Source organism: Dictyobacter formicarum (genome assembly GCF_016587435.1).
On sequence record NZ_BNJJ01000034.1, the window covers coordinates 12,440 to 29,441 of the forward strand.

A 17,002-nucleotide genomic window follows, 5' to 3' on the forward strand; every position below is an offset into this window, starting at 1 on the left:
TCGATTATAATAAAAGCATGCCTGCTTAATATAGAGAGAGCGGCTGGTAACATGAAGAGGTCATAATATGCGCCAAGCTCCACAAATACGGGGAAATCATGCTGTTCGGTCTTCTAGGCGTCGGCTAAACCTGTTTATAGTAACATTGCCTCTCTTGTTGATCATTGCTCTGGCTATCTCTATTTATGGCGCTCGCACTGCTCCTGACGAAGCTTCATTTTTGACTGCCAGTCCCGGTACGCAAAATGGCGCGACGCGTTTAATAGATACCTGGACCATTACGCCTGCCGGGAGTCAGATGACATTGGGAGACCTGCCTTTGAATGCGGTACTGGCCCCGGATGGTCGCCACTTGTTGATTTCTAATGGTGGAGCAGGTATTCAGTCATTGCAGGTCGTTTCCACTACTGATCATAAGCTTATCCAGACCATTCCTTATATCTCTCCTCATAGTGTTTTTGTGGGATTGGCCTATAGCCCGGATGGGAAGACTGTGTATGCATCTGGCGGTGGTGAGAATATTGTGCATACCTATGCAGTCTCTGCTAATGGACAACTCCGTGAGGGTGACGCGATTCATCTGATCTTTAATTCCTCTCGGAGCCGTAATCTCTTCCCTACCGGATTGAGCTTGAGCCCCGATGGTAAGCGTTTGTATGTGGCCAATAATCTGACCAATAGTGTGGATGTGGTGGATACAGGCAACAAAACGGTGCTGGCCATTATGCAGGTTGGCTCATTTCCTTATACGACGCTTGCACGTAAGGATGGCAAGGAGGTGTATGCCAGCAATTGGGGCGATTCCTCTATTTCAGTGATCAGTACGGCGACCAGCAATGAAATTGCCAGCATAGCGGTCGGCCAGCATCCTACCGCGATGACTCTCAGTCCCGACAATCACTATTTATATGTAGCCGATACCAATAGCGATGCGGTCTCAATTGTAGATACTACCACCCGGCGTGAAGCCGGGCGTATTTCGGTGGCGCCCCATCCTCATGCCCAATTGAGCAGCAGTCCCCAGGGTTTGGCACTCAGCGCGGATGGGAAGACGCTCTATGTGGTGGATGCAGGCAATAATGAGGTGGTCGTTATCAACCTGCAGCATAACACAGGACAGGTGCAGGGTCGTATTCCTACAGCCTGGTACCCTACTTCGGTGAATGTGGATGTCGCTAACTCTACACTTTATGTAACCAATGGCAAAGGGACAGGGGCTGGTCCCAATGATAAACGCTTATATGCTGATCCCATGCGCGCGCATCCACCAATTGTCGATGCTGTGAGTGGTTTCAAGGATCAATATTGTCATTGTGCCTTTGACGGTTTTACTGGAAGTATGATCAGGGGCACCCTCTCTATCATTGAAGTACCTAAAGCACAGCGTTTAAAACTCTATACCGATCAGGTTGCGCGTAATAATGGAAAACCTGACGCCGTCCTCAATGAGCGCAGTGCCGATAATCCTATACCCCGGCCCGGCGGAACATCTCCGATCAAGCATGTGATTTATGTGATTAGGGAGAATCGCACCTACGATCAGGTGCTGGGAGATGAGAAGCTGGCTAATGGGGATGCCAACCTGGTTCTGTTCCCGCGTCAAAATACGCCCAATGGGCATGCGCTGGCCGAGCGTTTTGGCTTGTTTGATAACTTTTATGCCGATGCAGAGGTGAGTGCGGATGGGCATAATTGGACCAACTCGGCTAACGCCAATGATTATATTGAGAAGATGTGGCCGCAGGATTATTCTGCTGGCCCACAGGGCCGCCATCGTCCTGCAGACTTTAGTGGTAGCCGTGCTATTGGCCTTTCGCCCGGTGGCTATATCTGGGATGCCGCGGCTGAAGCGCATATTACCTATCGGGATTATGGTGAGTTCTATCAATTGCATGCTAAGGAGCCGCCACATCTGTTGCCGGCTAAGCAAGAGCCAGGCTGTGCTGGTCCAGTTGCCCACACCTATATCAGTAAACCTGTTCCTCCGGGCCAGGTGCTATGCTTTTCGCCGATGCAGATTGCAGATAAGGTTGTGCCTAACCTGGTTGGCCACTATGATCCTCGCTATAAATCATTCGATCTGGATTACCTGGATGTTGATCGGGTGAAGGAATGGAAGCGTGAGTTTACTCAGTTTGTGGCTCACAATAACTTGCCACAACTGGAGATAGTGTGGTTGCCTAATGATCATACTCAAGGCACGAAGCCGGGTAAGCTAACGCCCCAGGCTATGGTAGCCGATAATGATTATGCTCTGGGCCAGATAGTTGATACGGTCAGCCATAGTAAATACTGGGCCAGTACAGCCATCTTTGTGACGGAGGATGATTCTGAGAACGGACCTGATCATGTGGATGCGCATCGAACCGCGTCGCTGGTTATCAGTCCTTATACGGCCCATGGACAGGTGTATGTAGATCATACGCTCTATGATACGGCCGCGATGTTACGCACCATCGAGTTAATTCTTGGGTTGCGTGCTCTGAGTCAGTATGATGCCAATGCCGTGCCGATGTGGCGCGCCTTTACCAACTCTGCGGATACCACTCCATATACGCTGCACGCGGAAAACGTTTCGACCACTGCCCTCAATGGTCGTCGCGCCTACGGAGCGTCGGCCTCGTCACTTATGGATTTCTCGGCTGAGGATCGTATTCCGATGGATCAACTCAACCAGGTGCTCTGGTATGCGATCAAAGGCACGCACACTCCTTATCCGGGTATCAAACAGAACACGCCGGCTGGTGGACACGATGATGATGGATAGGTTGATTTTGTGAAATGTTACCATTAGACGGATGGGGTAAAATCAGGTAATATAGGTGTTGTCTGGCGAGCTGATCATTATTATGCATACGATCATATCGCTATTAAAAACATGTGGCATGGAATTTAGTAAAACTTATACATTTTCAAAGGAAAAAAGCTATGAAATTTCAACGAAATAGTGGGCTTGAACATGCTACGGCGCAGGCTTCCGAGGCGGCCGCGACACCATCTATGAAAGAGCTTCTGGCTATTATGATACCACTTGCCACTATGATTAACTCCATTGCCTGGGCGATTGCTGTCTATCTAATTGTACGAGAAAAAGAACGAGCGCGGGTTGAAATCGCGCGCCTCGATACCGAAGGGAGTGGCCCTCTTCTCCGCTCCACAACAGTCGCACATTTTCCTGAAGAAGAGGCTTTGCGCGAGCGCTATCGCCAATAGAGGGTAGGGCAAGCCCCGCTCGCGCCTTTTATGCTCGAAAACTCTTATCCATAGGTGCAGATCTTGTCTCCGCTTTCACTCTTCATGCCCAAAAACGCATCAAAGATTTGGTGCGATTTGATTCTATTCTTGCTTTCTGATTGATCCTGAGACCCTGCGAACGTAATGAACCACGTTTGACAGGCAGTAACGTCATATGATAGTATTCAAGCATCTTTTCAAAAAGCAAACAGCAAGGATATTGATGAAGCAATGATGAAGCATCCACAGCAACTCCAACAGACATGCATCGTCAGCGTCATTGCTCATCCTCCCGGTGTTTTCGCGCCGCATGCGGCGCACTGCGAGGAGTGAGAACAGAGGCAAGCTCTACCCATTTTTTCTACCTTTTTGGGCACATACCACCTATTCTTCGCACCGCGCCTCCTCTTGAGACACTATTCAGCCCCACATTATCTCAACCATATGCGCGTGCGAAAGGTTACATATGCTTCATCATTCTCAAAAACGCCTGGCCTATTGGCGCCAGCATGCTCTGCTCATCAATCGCAACTATACACTGTTGTGGCTCGGGGGCACGGTCTCTCTTATCGGCGACACGCTTTTCACGACCATGCTCATATTATGGATCGGCACGCTGCTGCACAATCAGAGCGCTGCTCCCCTCGCCGTCAGCGGCGTGATGCTGGCCGCCGCGCTCCCTGCCCTCCTGATCGGCCCATTCGCAGGAGTGTTTGTGGATCGCTGGCCGAAACAAAAGACGATGCGCACTATGGATGCGCTACGAGCAATGCTCGTGTTCTCACTCCTGCTGATAAGTGGGCCGCTCCCACTGCCAGCGCTTGACGCAGCGACAAAGGCGCTGCCACTCTCCATAAAGCTCACCGTAATCTATCTCGTAGTGGCAGCCGTCAGTAGTCTGAGTCAGTTCTTCAATCCATCGGCAAAGGCGCTCCTCAAGGAGATCGTCTCGGAAGAGCAACTTACCCGGGCCTCGGCTCTAAGCATAGGGACAGGCATGTTCGGGTGGGCCATCGGGTCCACATTTGCAGGCATATGCTACGTCTACCTGGGAGCAGGGTGGGCAATTGCATTGAATGCGGCATCGTTCGTCTGGTCCTGGGCTTTGGTACGTAGAATGCACGTGTCAGAGCCAGCAATTGCAGCGGCAGCTCGACAAGAAAAACTCCGTCACGTCTTCACAGAGCTGCGCGACGGACTCCGGTTCATCAAAGGACATCTGCTCCTGCGCACCATCATGCTCACGCAGAGCCTGTTCCAATTTGGATGGGAGAGTCTCAGCATGCTTGCACTCTTCTACATCACCCAGAATCTGCATGTACCCATGAGCCTTTTCGGCCTCTTCAGCGCAGTGCCATCAATTGGAGGCATCCTGGGGACCTGCTTCGTCGATCGCTATGCGACAAAAATAGGAGCGGCCAGGGTCTATTACCGCGCGATGATATTTTCCGGGATTATGGTAGTATTATCGACCGTGCCGAATCAGTCGTTTATAGCATTGGTTGGTTTCTCTCTCATCAATATCACCAATAGCCAGGCCGAGGTTATTGTTGGCCCATTGATACTCAATGCCACGCCTGAGAAGATGGTTGGTCGAGTCTTCTCAACGCTTGGAACCGTGATGACCATCAGTTCATTACTCGCCACGTTCCTCAGTGGATATTTCAGCAGTACTCTGCTGCATGGTGTCGCTATACACCTGTACACGGGCGAACTTAATGCGACCAACATTCTCAATATCTGTGCTGGCGTAACCATACTAGTGAGTGGACTGCATGCCTATCGACGCTTCAGAAGGCTTCGATAGCGCAACCATATTCATCTTCAGAGGAGCTGACAACAGAAATACGACTCGTAGGTGCGCTTCTTGCGGGCGCTTGCTTGCTTACCGCTCGAAAAAGCAACCAGAAAACAACGTGGCGCGCATCTACGAGTTTCTTGTTTAGTAGTTAGCAATCAGAGGACGGTGGCGGTGACGGAGTAGATCGTTGGTAGGCCGCTGCCGATTAAGCGCCAGCTGTCGCCATTATCGGGCGAGGCAAAGATATTGCCACTTCTGGTGCCGATGTAAATGCCGCAGGGATCTTTGCCGTCTGTGCACATGCCATGGCGTAGGACCTTCTGGCGTGCTTGCGCGCCTGTTGGTAAGCCACGTGTACAGGCTTCCCAGTGTTCGCCGCCGTTCTGGCTGCGGTAGACGGTAAGCTGGTTGCCAATGGGATAGCGATCGTTCGCGTCTACGACCAGCGTGAAAAGGGTATCTGGTCGATTGATATCCATAGTCAGTGGGAAGCCGAACGTTGAGGGTAGGCCGTGGCTGATGCTGGTCCAGCTATCGCCAGCATCAGTGCTGCGGAAGAGGCCACAACGACTTTGCTGATAAAGCGTGTCTGGCTGATAGGTATGTTGTAGCAAGCGATGTGTACTGGTGCAGATAGTGTTCCAGCCCTCGGCTTGAGGCTGTGTCAGCTGGTTGATGTCCTGCCAGTTCGCTCCATTATCTTCTGTTCGTACACTACCAGCCCCGGAGATGCCCAGCCACATGCGCTCGGGCCGTTGTGGATCCGCCACAATGCTATGCACACAGGTCCCGACATCTCCATTTTCCCATTGATCGTGCCGGGATTTTTCATCCAGGGAGGCGTTCCGCTGCCAGCTTTGGCCGCTGTCGTGACTGACCCAGAGGTTGGCAGGACCCGTACCGGCGTAGAGTGTGTGTGGATCGTCGGGCCGCCCGGGTTCGATATACCAGATTTCAGCCTGGTTGTTCGGGCCAGTCTCGGCAAACATTATGCTTTGCGCTGGCTCCTGCCAGCTGTCGCCAAAGTCATCACTATAGCGTAGGAAGGCTGCTCCATAGCGGTTATCGGCAGCAAACAGACGGTAATGATGATGGGGATCAAACATGGCGTAGAAAATGTGCGCCTCTTTATGTTGCAGGCCGGTTGCCTGTAGATTCCATCGAACACGATCTCGCGATGTCAGCAAGAAAAGTCCCTGCTCCGTTCCTGCCAGAAGCAAAACAGTACCCGGTGGATAAGGTGCGGTAACCATCATAAAATTGCTGCCTCCTATGCATAGGTGACCGTCGCCCGCATCGCTTCCTTATGGCATTGGCTTTTCTCGAACGCGTTTGCGGGCACGTCCAAAACGTCTATAAGTGAAATAGATGGTAGGAGCGATTAGCATAACCGCAATTAACCCATATGCTCCAATGGTTATGAGTATACCAGAAAGCGTGGCTTCTTGTGGATTGATCGGCGCGAGTGGTGGATACAGGCCAGTGATGATGAAGCGCGGCATCCCTCCCACGTGCAGATTTACGACGGTCTGCTTGCCCGGTAGGTCGAGCATGGCTACCTGACCGCCAGCCAGGGCGACAAAGCCAAGCTGCCCATCATTCGTAATAGCGACTGAGACTGGGGCTGATGGGAAGTTCCATGTACGCTCAGGCTCGTGTGGATGCGAGTAGCCAACGACGACCGGCGATAGCACGGCCAGTTCGTTATGTCTGGCGTCGGGCACATACACTTCGCCAGTCGATTCATCAAAATCCATCGGACCATAGGAGCCGCTGGCCATGATTGTCATGTTCTGATAGTTATTGGTATCGATGGCTGTGATGTTTCCCTGTTCGGTGGTGATATAGGCTGTCCTTCCAGGCGGAATAGCCAGCGCGCGTGGCTCATCGGCCAGGGAAATGCTGTGCAGGTTTTTTCCGTTCTGGGTATTAAAAATGGCAAGGCCGTGGGTTGTGGTAGCCCAGAGCTGCGTGTCCTGCCCATCGGCGAGATTGATTTGTGGCAGGGCCAACGCCACGCCGGTAATCGGCGCTTGAGCCTGAAACGTGCGTTTGATTTTACAGTTGCTGGTATCCAGGGTGGTTACCTGGTTGCTGCCCTTGCCCGCGACATAGAGACTACTGGTATTAACGTCCAGGGCTAGAAATTGTGGCTGGCCCGGCAGTGCCGCGCTACAGATGGTATTGCCGGTACCGGCAGCCAGTATCATTAGCTGTCCCGATTGAGGCTGGGTAACGTAGAGATAACGTCCATCTGGACTCAGCAGGAGCGCATGCGGCTCACTTTTGACGGCAATGGTGCGCGAGATAGCTTTTTGGGCCACGTCAATGACGCTGATGCCAGCGGCGGAGCCTGCTACATAGGCCAGATTCGGAGCGCCGCCATCGGCGCGTGCCGGTGCAGATAACCGTGCTGCTGGTAGAAGAAAGCATAGCAGCAACCCATAAATACATGCCAGTGGCAGGAATATTTTGCGGTGAAGAAGCCAATCTATAGAAAATATTCTCGTGTAATGTTGTTTCATAACCGTATTTCTTCACTAAACTGTTCAAAAGCGAGCATGAGGTGCTCTTTTTTCAGTATAGGAAGGACTACAAAGCTGCGAGGGGACAGGATCGTTCGTCGAGGGGAAAATCGGAGGCAAGCTCCGAACCTATGGGGAGCATTTACGTTCGTCGAGGGGAAAATCGGAGGCAAGCTCCGAACCTATTGGAATCATGGTTCTTGAAGGTTTCATCGCATGGGCTATCGAAACGCATCAATGATGATGACACCAATAGGTTCGGGCCTTGCACCCGATTTCACCTCCAAGCCCGGAAATGTTCAATCGACGATGTCATGTTTCCTTGAAGGGCGTCAACGCCCGCAAGCCGGCGTGCATGCGCCGGCTTGCGGAGCTTTCTACCGTTCCTGGCTGAGATCCAGGGCGGCATAGCTGGCGGCCACGATGTCGTCGGTGCTGATACCAACTTCCTGGTAGAGCTCCTGGATGCTACCGGATTGCCCAAACTGGTCGATGCCCAGCGCGATGCAGGGGACGCCATGGATGCCGCTGAGGAAGGCTAGGCTGTGGGCCGAGGCGTCCTGTACGGTGACGATGGGGGCCAGGCGTTCGGATCGCGGCAAGAGCGTTCTCAGATGCGCTACACTTGCTGGCTCTGCCTGTCCCAGGCTCTGACTACGTCGGAGATCTGTATACATGGTAAAGATTTTTTTCGGGCTGGTCAGGTGAATGACGTTGGCAGCGATGCCTTCGCGGGCCAGGATGCCGGCGGCCGCTACTGCTTCTGGCACCATGACGCCAGTCGTGACGATTTGTACTACATCGTCCTCCTGGGCCTCGGGAGCCAGCTCGCGCCCCTCCCGGAGCCGATAGCCTCCGACCAGTACATGCTGGCGCAAGCGTTCTTCTCCCAGGCGTTGCAAGGCCTCCTCCAACAGCTGTTGATCGATTTTTTTCGTCGAGAGGCGTAGATACGTTGAACGGCCCTCGGCCCGATCACAGCACTCGCGCAGCGCCTCCAGTAGTATCCATTCGACTTCGCGGGCAAACACGGGCTCGTAGTAATTGAGTTCAGGCAGTTCAACACCCAACGAGGCCGTGACCGTCGATTGATGGGCGCCCCCTTCGGGACTCAAGCTCACGCCTGAGGGGGTGCCGGCAAAGATCATCTTGCTATGATTGTAGAGGCCATAGATCAAGGCGTCCAGACCACGGCAGATAAACGGATCATATACGGTCCCGATTGGGAAGAGGAGTTGGCCGGAATGTTCATAGCTCATGCCGAGTTGTCCTAGCAGCATGAACAGATTCATTTCAGAGATGCCCAGTTCGATATGCTGTCCCTGTGGATTGGGTTGCCAGCGCAGGGTACGCTGGATGCCTTCCTGATAATCAGGGTGCATCGTCGGTGAGAAGACGCCGGTTTTGTTGACCCAGCCACTTAAATGGGTGGAGATGGCAACATCGGGTGCGACGGTAACGATGCGCTCGCCGATGTCGTCCAGTGTGGCCAGCCGGGTTAAAATGCGCCCCAGGGCTTCTTGGGTCGAGAGTTTTCCTGGGAAAGACATATTTAAGCTGCCAGGTATCTTCTCTGCAAGTATTAATGGCGCCGCTTGCAGCTGTTTTCTACTGAGCCGCTCGGCGCTCTGGCGACACCAGTTTGCCTCCCTGGTATCGCTTGCAAAAGCCTCCCACTCGGCTCCTTCAGGAATATTCATGGCCTGCTGGAGTTGTCGTACCTGTTCGTTACTGAGAAGCATCGAGTGATTCATTGCATCACCGGCAAAGGGTAATCCCCAGCCTTTAATCGTGTAGGCAAAGACAATAGTGGGAGCATCGTTGTACTGATCCGCCTGTGAAAAAACTTCCAGCAATGTATTCAGATCATGTCCACCCAGGTTGCCCAGCAGCTCTTTGAGGTTTTCATCGGGCACATCCTGCAGGGCCAGGGCGATCTCTGGCTGCTCAGGTTGATCGAGCTCACCCGGATGGGTCAGTCGCGCCCGAATGTCTGCTCCCTGGCGCCGCAGCAGACTTTGATACTCTTCATTGCTCATATCGTCGATACGTTGACGTAGTGCCGCGCCTCCCGGTTGGGCAAATACTTTCTCTAGCAGGCGTCCATATTTGGCCTCTAACGTGTGCCAGCCGGCGGCGGCAAAAAGATTTTTTAGCTGCGTGGCACGGATGCCCGGGACAATACGATCCAGGCTCTGCCGGTTGAGATCAACGATAATCAGGACGTTGCCAGCCCCATGTAGGGTTTCATCGATGGCGGCTTCCCAGATATTGCCTTCATCTAATTCGGCGTCCCCGATGACTGCGACGAAGCGTTGCGCCGTAACCTGCCCGAAGTGTTGCTGGGCATAACGTTGTGCTACGGCTGCGAAGGCTGGCGCGACCGCACCCAGGCCGACGGAGCCAGTACTGAAATCGACCGGATCAGGATCTTTGGTGCGACTGGGATAGGCCTGTAGCCCTTTGAATGCGCGCAAGGTTTGTAAATAGTGCTGGTCCAGATTTCCCAGTAAATATTGGATCGCATGATAAGCTGGCGAGGCGTGCGGCTTGATGCTGACGCGATCTCCCGCATGCAAGTAATGGAAGTAGAGCGCCGTTAATATGCTCACCATGGATGCCGATGATGCTTGATGCCCCCCACTTTTATGTCATCTGGATTAGGACGAGTATTGGCGTGATGCACTATAAGCGTTGAGAGCCAGAGAACCCGGTGTTGAATGGCATCAAGAATCTGGTATTCATCAGCCTGTAATATCGCTGGTCGTGGCTTCGTTGCGGACAGCGTTACGGATGACCTGGCTTGTTTCTGTTGCTTGCTGCTGTTCTTTGCAGCGCTAGAGATCTTCCTCTGCATGCAGAAACTCCTTCTATAATATTAGAAATGTAAAATTGTCAGGGAACGCCTGTTTACCAAAGACATTGTAGCATTTATTTTACTGCTCATCGCCTTTGTAGATGATGTCTATATTGATTATATCAGGTTTGTTGATTGAGCCCTGTGAGGTTATTGTGAGGATTGTTCTTTTCGTGCCACACTTTTTGCCTGACAATGAAAAAACTTGTGTTTCTTACGCTGTGTCTGGTACTATTCTAGATCAATATATGTAATTACTCATGTATTTCGTGTTATACTTTAAAGGCGTAAATAACGTAGTGACTTGTCAAACTAATAAAGCTCTTTGTGCTGTTCAAGTGGTATGCAATTTACAGTCCGGTGATTCTGAGGCAGAGACATGGGAAAGGGAGAGAGCGGTGGAATTAACATTTCTTGGAGGAGCATCAGAGGTCGGAGGGTCCAGCACATTGCTTCGTGTGGCGGGCCATTATTTGTTGATTGACGGAGGAATGCGACCGGCGGCTCGGGATGGACAGGCGCGCGTACCTGATCTGGCTTTGCTGGATGACCACCCGCCGGAAGCATTGTTGATTACACACGCCCATATCGATCATACGGGCTCTCTGCCGTTGATCGCATCTCTTTATCCACATATCCCCATTTATGCAACTGAGAGCACGCGTGTCTTGACAGAGATTCTGCTCCGTGATTCTGTGCGTATCATGGAGCAAGAAGGTTTGAAGCCCGATGGTGAGACGCCTCTCTATAATGTGGAGCAGGTGGATGCCCTGCTGGGCCGTATCCAGCCCATCGGTTTTCGACAGGTTTTCACTCCTATTCCTGCGGCCCCGGAGATTCGCGTGTTCTATCTTCCGGCTGGTCATATCCTGGGAGCCGGCATGCTCTATTTTGTAACGCCTGAAGGGACGTTATTGCATACTGGCGATATATCCGTGACCGATCAGCGTACGATTAAGGGGGTCAATATTGCGTCGCTGCCCACGGCGGATATTATGATTTGCGAAGGTACCTACGGCAATCGAGCACATAGCAGCCGTCGCGAGGAGGAGCGCAAGTTTGCTGAAGCGGTCCAGTCTACAGTAGCACGCAATGGACGCGTGCTTTGCCCTGCTTTTGCCGTCGGGCGTGCGCAAGAGATTGTTCTGATCCTGAAGTCATATCGTGCCAGCGGCCACATTTCGCCGGTCCCCATTTACCTGGATGGTATGGTGCGCTCGGTTTGCACGGCCTATCAAGGCCAATCCCATGATCTACATCCCAACTTACAACGCTACCTAAGGAATGCACGCCGCCCGTTGTTTGTCGATCCAGATCTGCATATCTTTGCTGTGCGCAGTCATGAGCGGGCCGAGCTGATTACCCGCAAGGAACCGGCCATTATTATCAGTAGCTCAGGCATGCTTTCGGGAGGAGCATCTCCGTTGTATGGAGCCACTATTGCGACCCGCGAGCAGGATGCTTTATTGCTAACCGGTTATCAGGATGAGGAGAGTCCGGGCGCCGCTCTGTTGCGTGCTCGCCCCGGTATGCCGTTACAGATCGGCTCACAGAGTGTGTTGCTGGCTTGCAAGGTTGAAAAATATAATCTATCGGGCCATGCCGATGCCGAGCAGATCAGCCAGGTCGTGATGAAAGTGGCGCCGCGCTGTTTGATCCTGGTGCATGGTGAGCGCGACGCCCTTGAGGCACTGAAGCAGCGCTTCGGAAATATACATGTTGAGATACCAATTGTGGGTAGCAAACTTACTTTTCAAGCTGTACGGCAGAATGTGTCGGCCTTTGCATCGCCGCGTGCAGCAGCAGCATCTGCGGTTATTCTGCCTGAAGCGCCATCGCCGCTTACAGAGCCAGATCTTTCGTTTTTTGATAGTGCCGAGTCGATGGCGGCTCCTTCAGTTGAGAGCCTCTGGCTACTGGCCAGGAAATTAGGCCCGCTACGTCCCTGGACGGTTGTTGAGTTGGGGCAGGCCTACTATGGTAGCGCTTATCGACCTGCTTTGCGCCCCTTGATTGAGCAGGTCTTCAAAAGCGATACATCCGCCTATTTCAAGCGCAGCCGTATCGGGGCCCAATCCATCTATCAGCCCTGTGAAACTGTGCTGGGACTGTCATTTTCTACTATTATTAATGAGGAGCAACTAGCAGCCTGTGCCCCCGGTTTCCTGTCGGTGGCGCTTACCCATGCTCCTGAGTCTGAATTATCGCAGCGCATACCTGATACCGGTGTGGTAGCGATTGTGCAGGGACAGAAGAATTCCGCGCCCTACCTGGCTTTGATGCTATCATCGGCTCACAATGGGGGGATCCGCATGATTACCGATGGTTGGAAGGCAGCCATTCGTCCCCTATCAATGATTCAGCTATTGCCAGATGTACGCAGGACCGAGTGGCTACACCTGTCAGATGAAACCATTAAGGTCTATCTCAAGAAATGGCGTCAAACGCTTGATCAGGCCTGGGTTGACCTGTTTGCCTGGTGGCGGCGCTGCCAGCAGTCCACTTTTTCTTTTACCTCTCTCTGTCGCGACCTGGAGCTATACGAGGCCGATGATCGGTTAGCCTGGGGTCTTGAGTTATTGACTCATGGCCTGTTACTATTCCGCCACCATGGCGAGACCTGGCATCCACTGGATGAAACGCGCGTTTATGCTAATGGTGGCTTTGCCCATCACTTGCAGCTACTGGAAGCGGGCGCGGGCAGTGCGATTCTGGTCAATGATAGGCCCGGTCACCTGACTGGCCGTAGCAGCTGGCGCCTCTTCGAGGTTTGCTGGGATGAAATATTAGAAACAGAAGGTGAGGCGGAGCGTATAGCCCAGGTACGCGCCTCGGCTATACGTCTGCTCCCTTGACAAAAATGGTTGCGGAGCAAAAAGCAACCGGACCGTGCTTGCTGGCCAGCGAGCACGGTCCGGTTGTTAGTTAGAGGGAGGACTGTAAAGGATGTGTTGGTGCGCGTTGCGCTTAGCCCATGATGCTGCGGACGTAGTTCTGTGTCTCAGCAGGCAAGTAAGCCAGCCAGTTTCCACCACCGGCATTGACGGCGCCCTGTACCGCACCAGGACCAGCGTTGTATGCGGCCAGAGCTTTGGCGTAGTCGCCACCAAACTGTCGGCTGAGGCGTCCCATCCAGCGGGCTGCTCCTGTGAGTGATGACTGTGGATCTGAAGGATTAACGCCCATTTCGGCGGCGGTGCCTGGCATGAACTGCGCGATGCCGAGGGCCCCTACTGGTGATACCACATTTGGATTGAAGCCGCTCTCCTGATTGATCTGGCGTACAAAATAGTCAGGGCTGATGCCTGCGCTGCTGGCTGCGCTTCGAGCCATGTCGATATATGAATTTGCTACCGAAGCTGATGACTGGTGTCTATGGTGGTCATGTTGTGTGGTCGACACTACTTGATGTTGTTGGTAGTTAGCTGTCGAACCAATGTTACCAACCTGTGTATAGTGTGTAGCTGCGAAGCCCGAAAGAAGTAAAGCGCCGCAAGCAGCTCCAACTGCGATACCTTTGCGTAGATTTGAGAGACGCCGTGGTGTGCGCGCTGATTTCCCGCTGTTCTGGCGAGGCTGTGCTGGTCGATCATACTTATTCTCATATGTATGGATAGAACCTGCACCGGCTAATTCTGGCATTTCTTTAGTATTGTTTTCTGTGAGTAGTGCATTGGTATTTTTCAATGTAGGCGTGCTCCGTGTTTCTTGTGAATCTAAAGCTGATGTACTAATGGTCGGGTCAGAATAAAAACGGTTAATCAACTGTGTTCCTTTCGATGTGAAAACGAAGCTCTGCTCTACACGCTATTGGTTCGTATGCCTGAGTCCTCGTTTCTAGGCAATGTGTGAGCCGTCGAATATGAATGATTACTTTCGGCCCACGCGCTGTATATTGTTGAAGTTCAGTGTAGCATATGCTATGCAGCCTGCCAGCTTAGAGATAAAAAAATAGCCCAAAGGTAATATGAATCATTGTGTGTCATAGTGTTTCATTATGTTCCATGATGTGTCTAAATAATAGCTTCGACGTAGGCTACATGGAGAATGAGGGCAGAATCGTAGTCCTAAAAGATAAGGCAGGTCGCGTTTGAACGCGACCTGCCATTTTGATCTGGTGAAGGAAATCAGGAGTTCAAGTAGTCAGTTATTGCTACATCGTCCACCAGGAAGCTGCTGGGTAAGCTGCGAGTGGTGGTACCTTTGAAGAAAATGATGACTTGCTGACCCTGGTAGCTTGACAAGGCTGAAGTAACGTCGAAGGTAAATTGAACCCAACCATGGGAGTTAGAACCGCACTTGGTTGACAATACACGGATAGGATAGCCTCTGCTTGTAAGCAAGGCGGCTGTGAATTTGTCGTAGCAGGCGCTGTAGCCTCTCTTCGCGGTAACTCTATACAACCAATAGCTTAAGATGATCCTGTTGCTATTGCTGGGGATCGTCACGACCTGATAGATGCTATCATTGCAGTTGTTATAGCTGCAGAGCAATGCACTATAGCGTCCGGTATGGGCTGCCAGACTGGTGATCAGTTCATAGCCGCCACCGGAATGTTCTACCCATGGAGTGCTGCCGTCCTCGAAGCTGCCGTTCGCCACTAACTGCATCGTACCACCTGGAGGGGGAGGCGTTGCGGTAGGCGGAGGGGCGGTTGGTATTGGTGTGGGCGTAGGTGTGGGCGTAGTAGTAGGTGTGGGCGTAGCAGTAGGAGTCGGAGTGGTAGTAGGCGTTGGTGTCGGTATACCACTACTTCCGGCGAGATCATTGGCGATCTGCCAGGCGTTGGGAGTACCCAGGCCGGTGGCCAGATCATAGTTTGGTCCTGCCTGGTAATACAGGTTGTTGCCTATGGTTACGTCATGGAAGGACGTGTAGGTCTGGCTATTATTGTAGAGGTTGTAGAAAGCTTGATGGGCGTTCCCCAGCACTGGTTTGCCCTGCGAGGCTAGGTACTGGTTGATGTCAATAGCTGTGCTTGCCCACATGGGAGCTGCCCCACTGGTTCCACCGACCGATAACCAGCCTGAACAATAGGAGGATCCCGTACTGCAATAGACAGAGTAGCCGGTCTGAGGATCGGCATCAGCTGAGACATCTGGTACCATGCGGTTGGCATTGGTCAGATTCGTGCCTGTCTGGTAGGCTGGACGTTGGAAGTATGAACTGATGCCGCCGCCGCCGCCAGAATTATTGCTTGTATTACCCCAGGCTGATTCGCTGCCATAAGTACCACCACTGCCTAGCTGCAGATTTGTGCCACCAACCCCAACCACATAGGGATCGTCGGCCGGAGAGTCGACAGCCAGGGTTGTGCCGCTGCCTCCGCTACCATTACAATCATAGGCCCCTGAGTCGCCTGAGGCGGCAAAGAAGGCCTGTCCTTGAGCCGCGCCTTGAGTGAAAATGGTATCCAACGCGGCCAGCTCGGAGTTTCCTGAAGAAGCTTCGCACAGTCCCCAGCTGATCGTGGTAACCTTGGCCAGGTTGTCGGTGACGATGCGGTTATAGGTATCATTGACGCCGGTTGTGGAGTTAGGACCAATGTAGACTCTCTGGGTAGCGCCAGGAGCTATGGCGGAGACGATGTCCATGTCTAGCTCGACCTCAATTGCTCCACTCCCAGGGGTGTTGGTGGCTCCGTCTACCAGCACATTGGTATATCTGCCGGTACCCAGACCGTAGTTGCTGCGATAGTGGTCAATGTCTGAGGAGCTATAGCCATCTAATTCAAAGACGGCGATGGTCTGGCCCGTGCCGTCATTGCCGCTGCTAATTAAAGAATCAACGCCATAGGCGGTACGTAGTTCGGTCGGCGTATAGCCACCACCAGGGCCGATAAGTGGCCCGACCGCATGCTGCGCGCCAGCTGCTTTATGTTGCATGCTAGCATAATGAATGCGTGGAATGTTGCTCAGTCCACCAATATTCTGGATGACCGATGCCAGATAGGCGGGCACTGAAGGGTTTGTGCTTGGTGCATAGATGGTGTTGCCATGATAATTATAGTCATAAAGCGTTACATTGAAGGCTTTTTCTGCATTTCCAACCGTGCCGCTGGCGTCGATGATCAAATGATTAGATGACACTGACGAAACGACCAGGTTCTGGCTCCGCAAGTAGCTGACCACACTATCGACGGTACTTTGCGTGGGCCCAAACTGCGCAGTGAACTGTTGAGGAGTCAGGTATTGATGATAGTAAGGCGAAGACGGATCTTCCTGCGCGGCCAGTAGGGCTTGCAGTGCCTCTTGATTCTGTAAATTCAGACTGATTGCTAGCTGTAGCATGTTGGTTTGGGCTGTCGGATGTAACGGAATCATACCATTAAGCGCGGGAATCACATGTCCAGGGATGGTCTGCTGCGTTATCTGCGCCCTCTGGGGGGCGGCCATCGTAATTGAGCTTCTGGCCATTATGTTCTGAGTAATCAATACCAGAAGTGTCGCACAAGTGATGAGTGCGAAGCGTAGTGGCCATTTTTGGCGCAATATTTTTCTCAAGTGTACCTCCGGAGAACCAATGGCTAAGATGTAAGTAAAAAAACAATTCAGCAGTCCCTGGTGCCTCTGGCACATCCTTGTC

The 17,002-nt window shown here is 52.5% G+C and carries 10 protein-coding genes; 4 read left to right on the top strand and 6 right to left on the bottom strand.

Translation table 11 applies throughout. The annotated features are described in order from the left end of the window. Positions 1–67 precede the first annotated feature (67 nt). From JMI88_RS35705 to JMI88_RS35715, 3 genes are all read left to right on the top strand, one after another. The gene (locus JMI88_RS35705) at positions 68–2,767 is read left to right on the top strand and encodes a bifunctional YncE family protein/alkaline phosphatase family protein (protein ID WP_201366812.1); all 2,700 of its coding nucleotides are present in this window, start codon (positions 68–70) and stop codon (positions 2,765–2,767) included. A gap of 161 nt (positions 2,768–2,928) precedes the next feature. Beyond that, the gene (locus tag JMI88_RS35710; protein ID WP_201366813.1) at positions 2,929–3,213 is read left to right on the top strand and encodes a hypothetical protein; all 285 of its coding nucleotides are present in this window, start codon (positions 2,929–2,931) and stop codon (positions 3,211–3,213) included. A gap of 487 nt (positions 3,214–3,700) precedes the next feature. Beyond that, positions 3,701–5,041, top strand: coding sequence for an MFS transporter (locus JMI88_RS35715; protein WP_201366814.1), 1,341 nt, complete (start codon positions 3,701–3,703; stop codon positions 5,039–5,041). Between the two features lie 149 nt (positions 5,042–5,190). Here the strand turns inward: JMI88_RS35715 and JMI88_RS35720 are convergent, their stop codons facing one another. The 4 genes from JMI88_RS35720 to JMI88_RS35735 all read right to left on the bottom strand — a co-directional run bounded on the left by JMI88_RS35720 (position 5,191) and on the right by JMI88_RS35735 (position 10,417). After that, complete coding sequence (locus JMI88_RS35720) at positions 5,191–6,291, bottom strand: WD40/YVTN/BNR-like repeat-containing protein (protein ID WP_201366815.1); 1,101 nt, start codon at positions 6,289–6,291, stop codon at positions 5,191–5,193. Positions 6,292–6,339: 48 nt separating this feature from the next. Next, positions 6,340–7,560 carry a YncE family protein gene (locus JMI88_RS35725; protein WP_201366816.1) on the bottom strand — a complete coding sequence of 407 codons (1,221 nt, stop codon included), beginning with the start codon at positions 7,558–7,560 and terminating at the stop codon, positions 6,340–6,342. 377 nt (positions 7,561–7,937) lie between these two features. Next, positions 7,938–10,175 (bottom strand): thiamine pyrophosphate-binding protein, encoded by a 2,238-nt coding sequence (locus JMI88_RS35730; RefSeq protein ID WP_201366817.1) that lies wholly within the window; start codon positions 10,173–10,175, stop codon positions 7,938–7,940. Further along, the gene (locus JMI88_RS35735; RefSeq protein WP_201366818.1) at positions 10,169–10,417 is read right to left on the bottom strand and encodes a hypothetical protein; all 249 of its coding nucleotides are present in this window, start codon (positions 10,415–10,417) and stop codon (positions 10,169–10,171) included. Before JMI88_RS35735 ends, JMI88_RS35730 begins: the two co-directional genes overlap by 7 nt. A 398-nt stretch (positions 10,418–10,815) precedes the next feature. On the opposite strand from JMI88_RS35735, the gene JMI88_RS35740 reads away from it, so the two are divergent. Continuing rightward, entirely contained in the window at positions 10,816–13,272 is a 2,457-nt protein-coding gene (locus tag JMI88_RS35740; RefSeq protein ID WP_201366819.1) for an MBL fold metallo-hydrolase, read from the top strand. 112 nt (positions 13,273–13,384) lie between these two features. Here JMI88_RS35740 and JMI88_RS35745 read toward each other — a convergent pair whose 3' ends face one another. Together JMI88_RS35745 and JMI88_RS35750 are read right to left on the bottom strand one after the other, a co-directional pair. Further along, complete coding sequence (locus JMI88_RS35745) at positions 13,385–14,182, bottom strand: lytic transglycosylase domain-containing protein (protein WP_201366820.1); 798 nt, start codon at positions 14,180–14,182, stop codon at positions 13,385–13,387. Positions 14,183–14,544: 362 nt separating this feature from the next. After that, positions 14,545–16,812, bottom strand: a complete 2,268-nt coding sequence (locus JMI88_RS35750; RefSeq protein ID WP_236023211.1) for a protease pro-enzyme activation domain-containing protein — start codon at positions 16,810–16,812, stop codon at positions 14,545–14,547. Positions 16,813–17,002 lie beyond the last annotated feature (190 nt).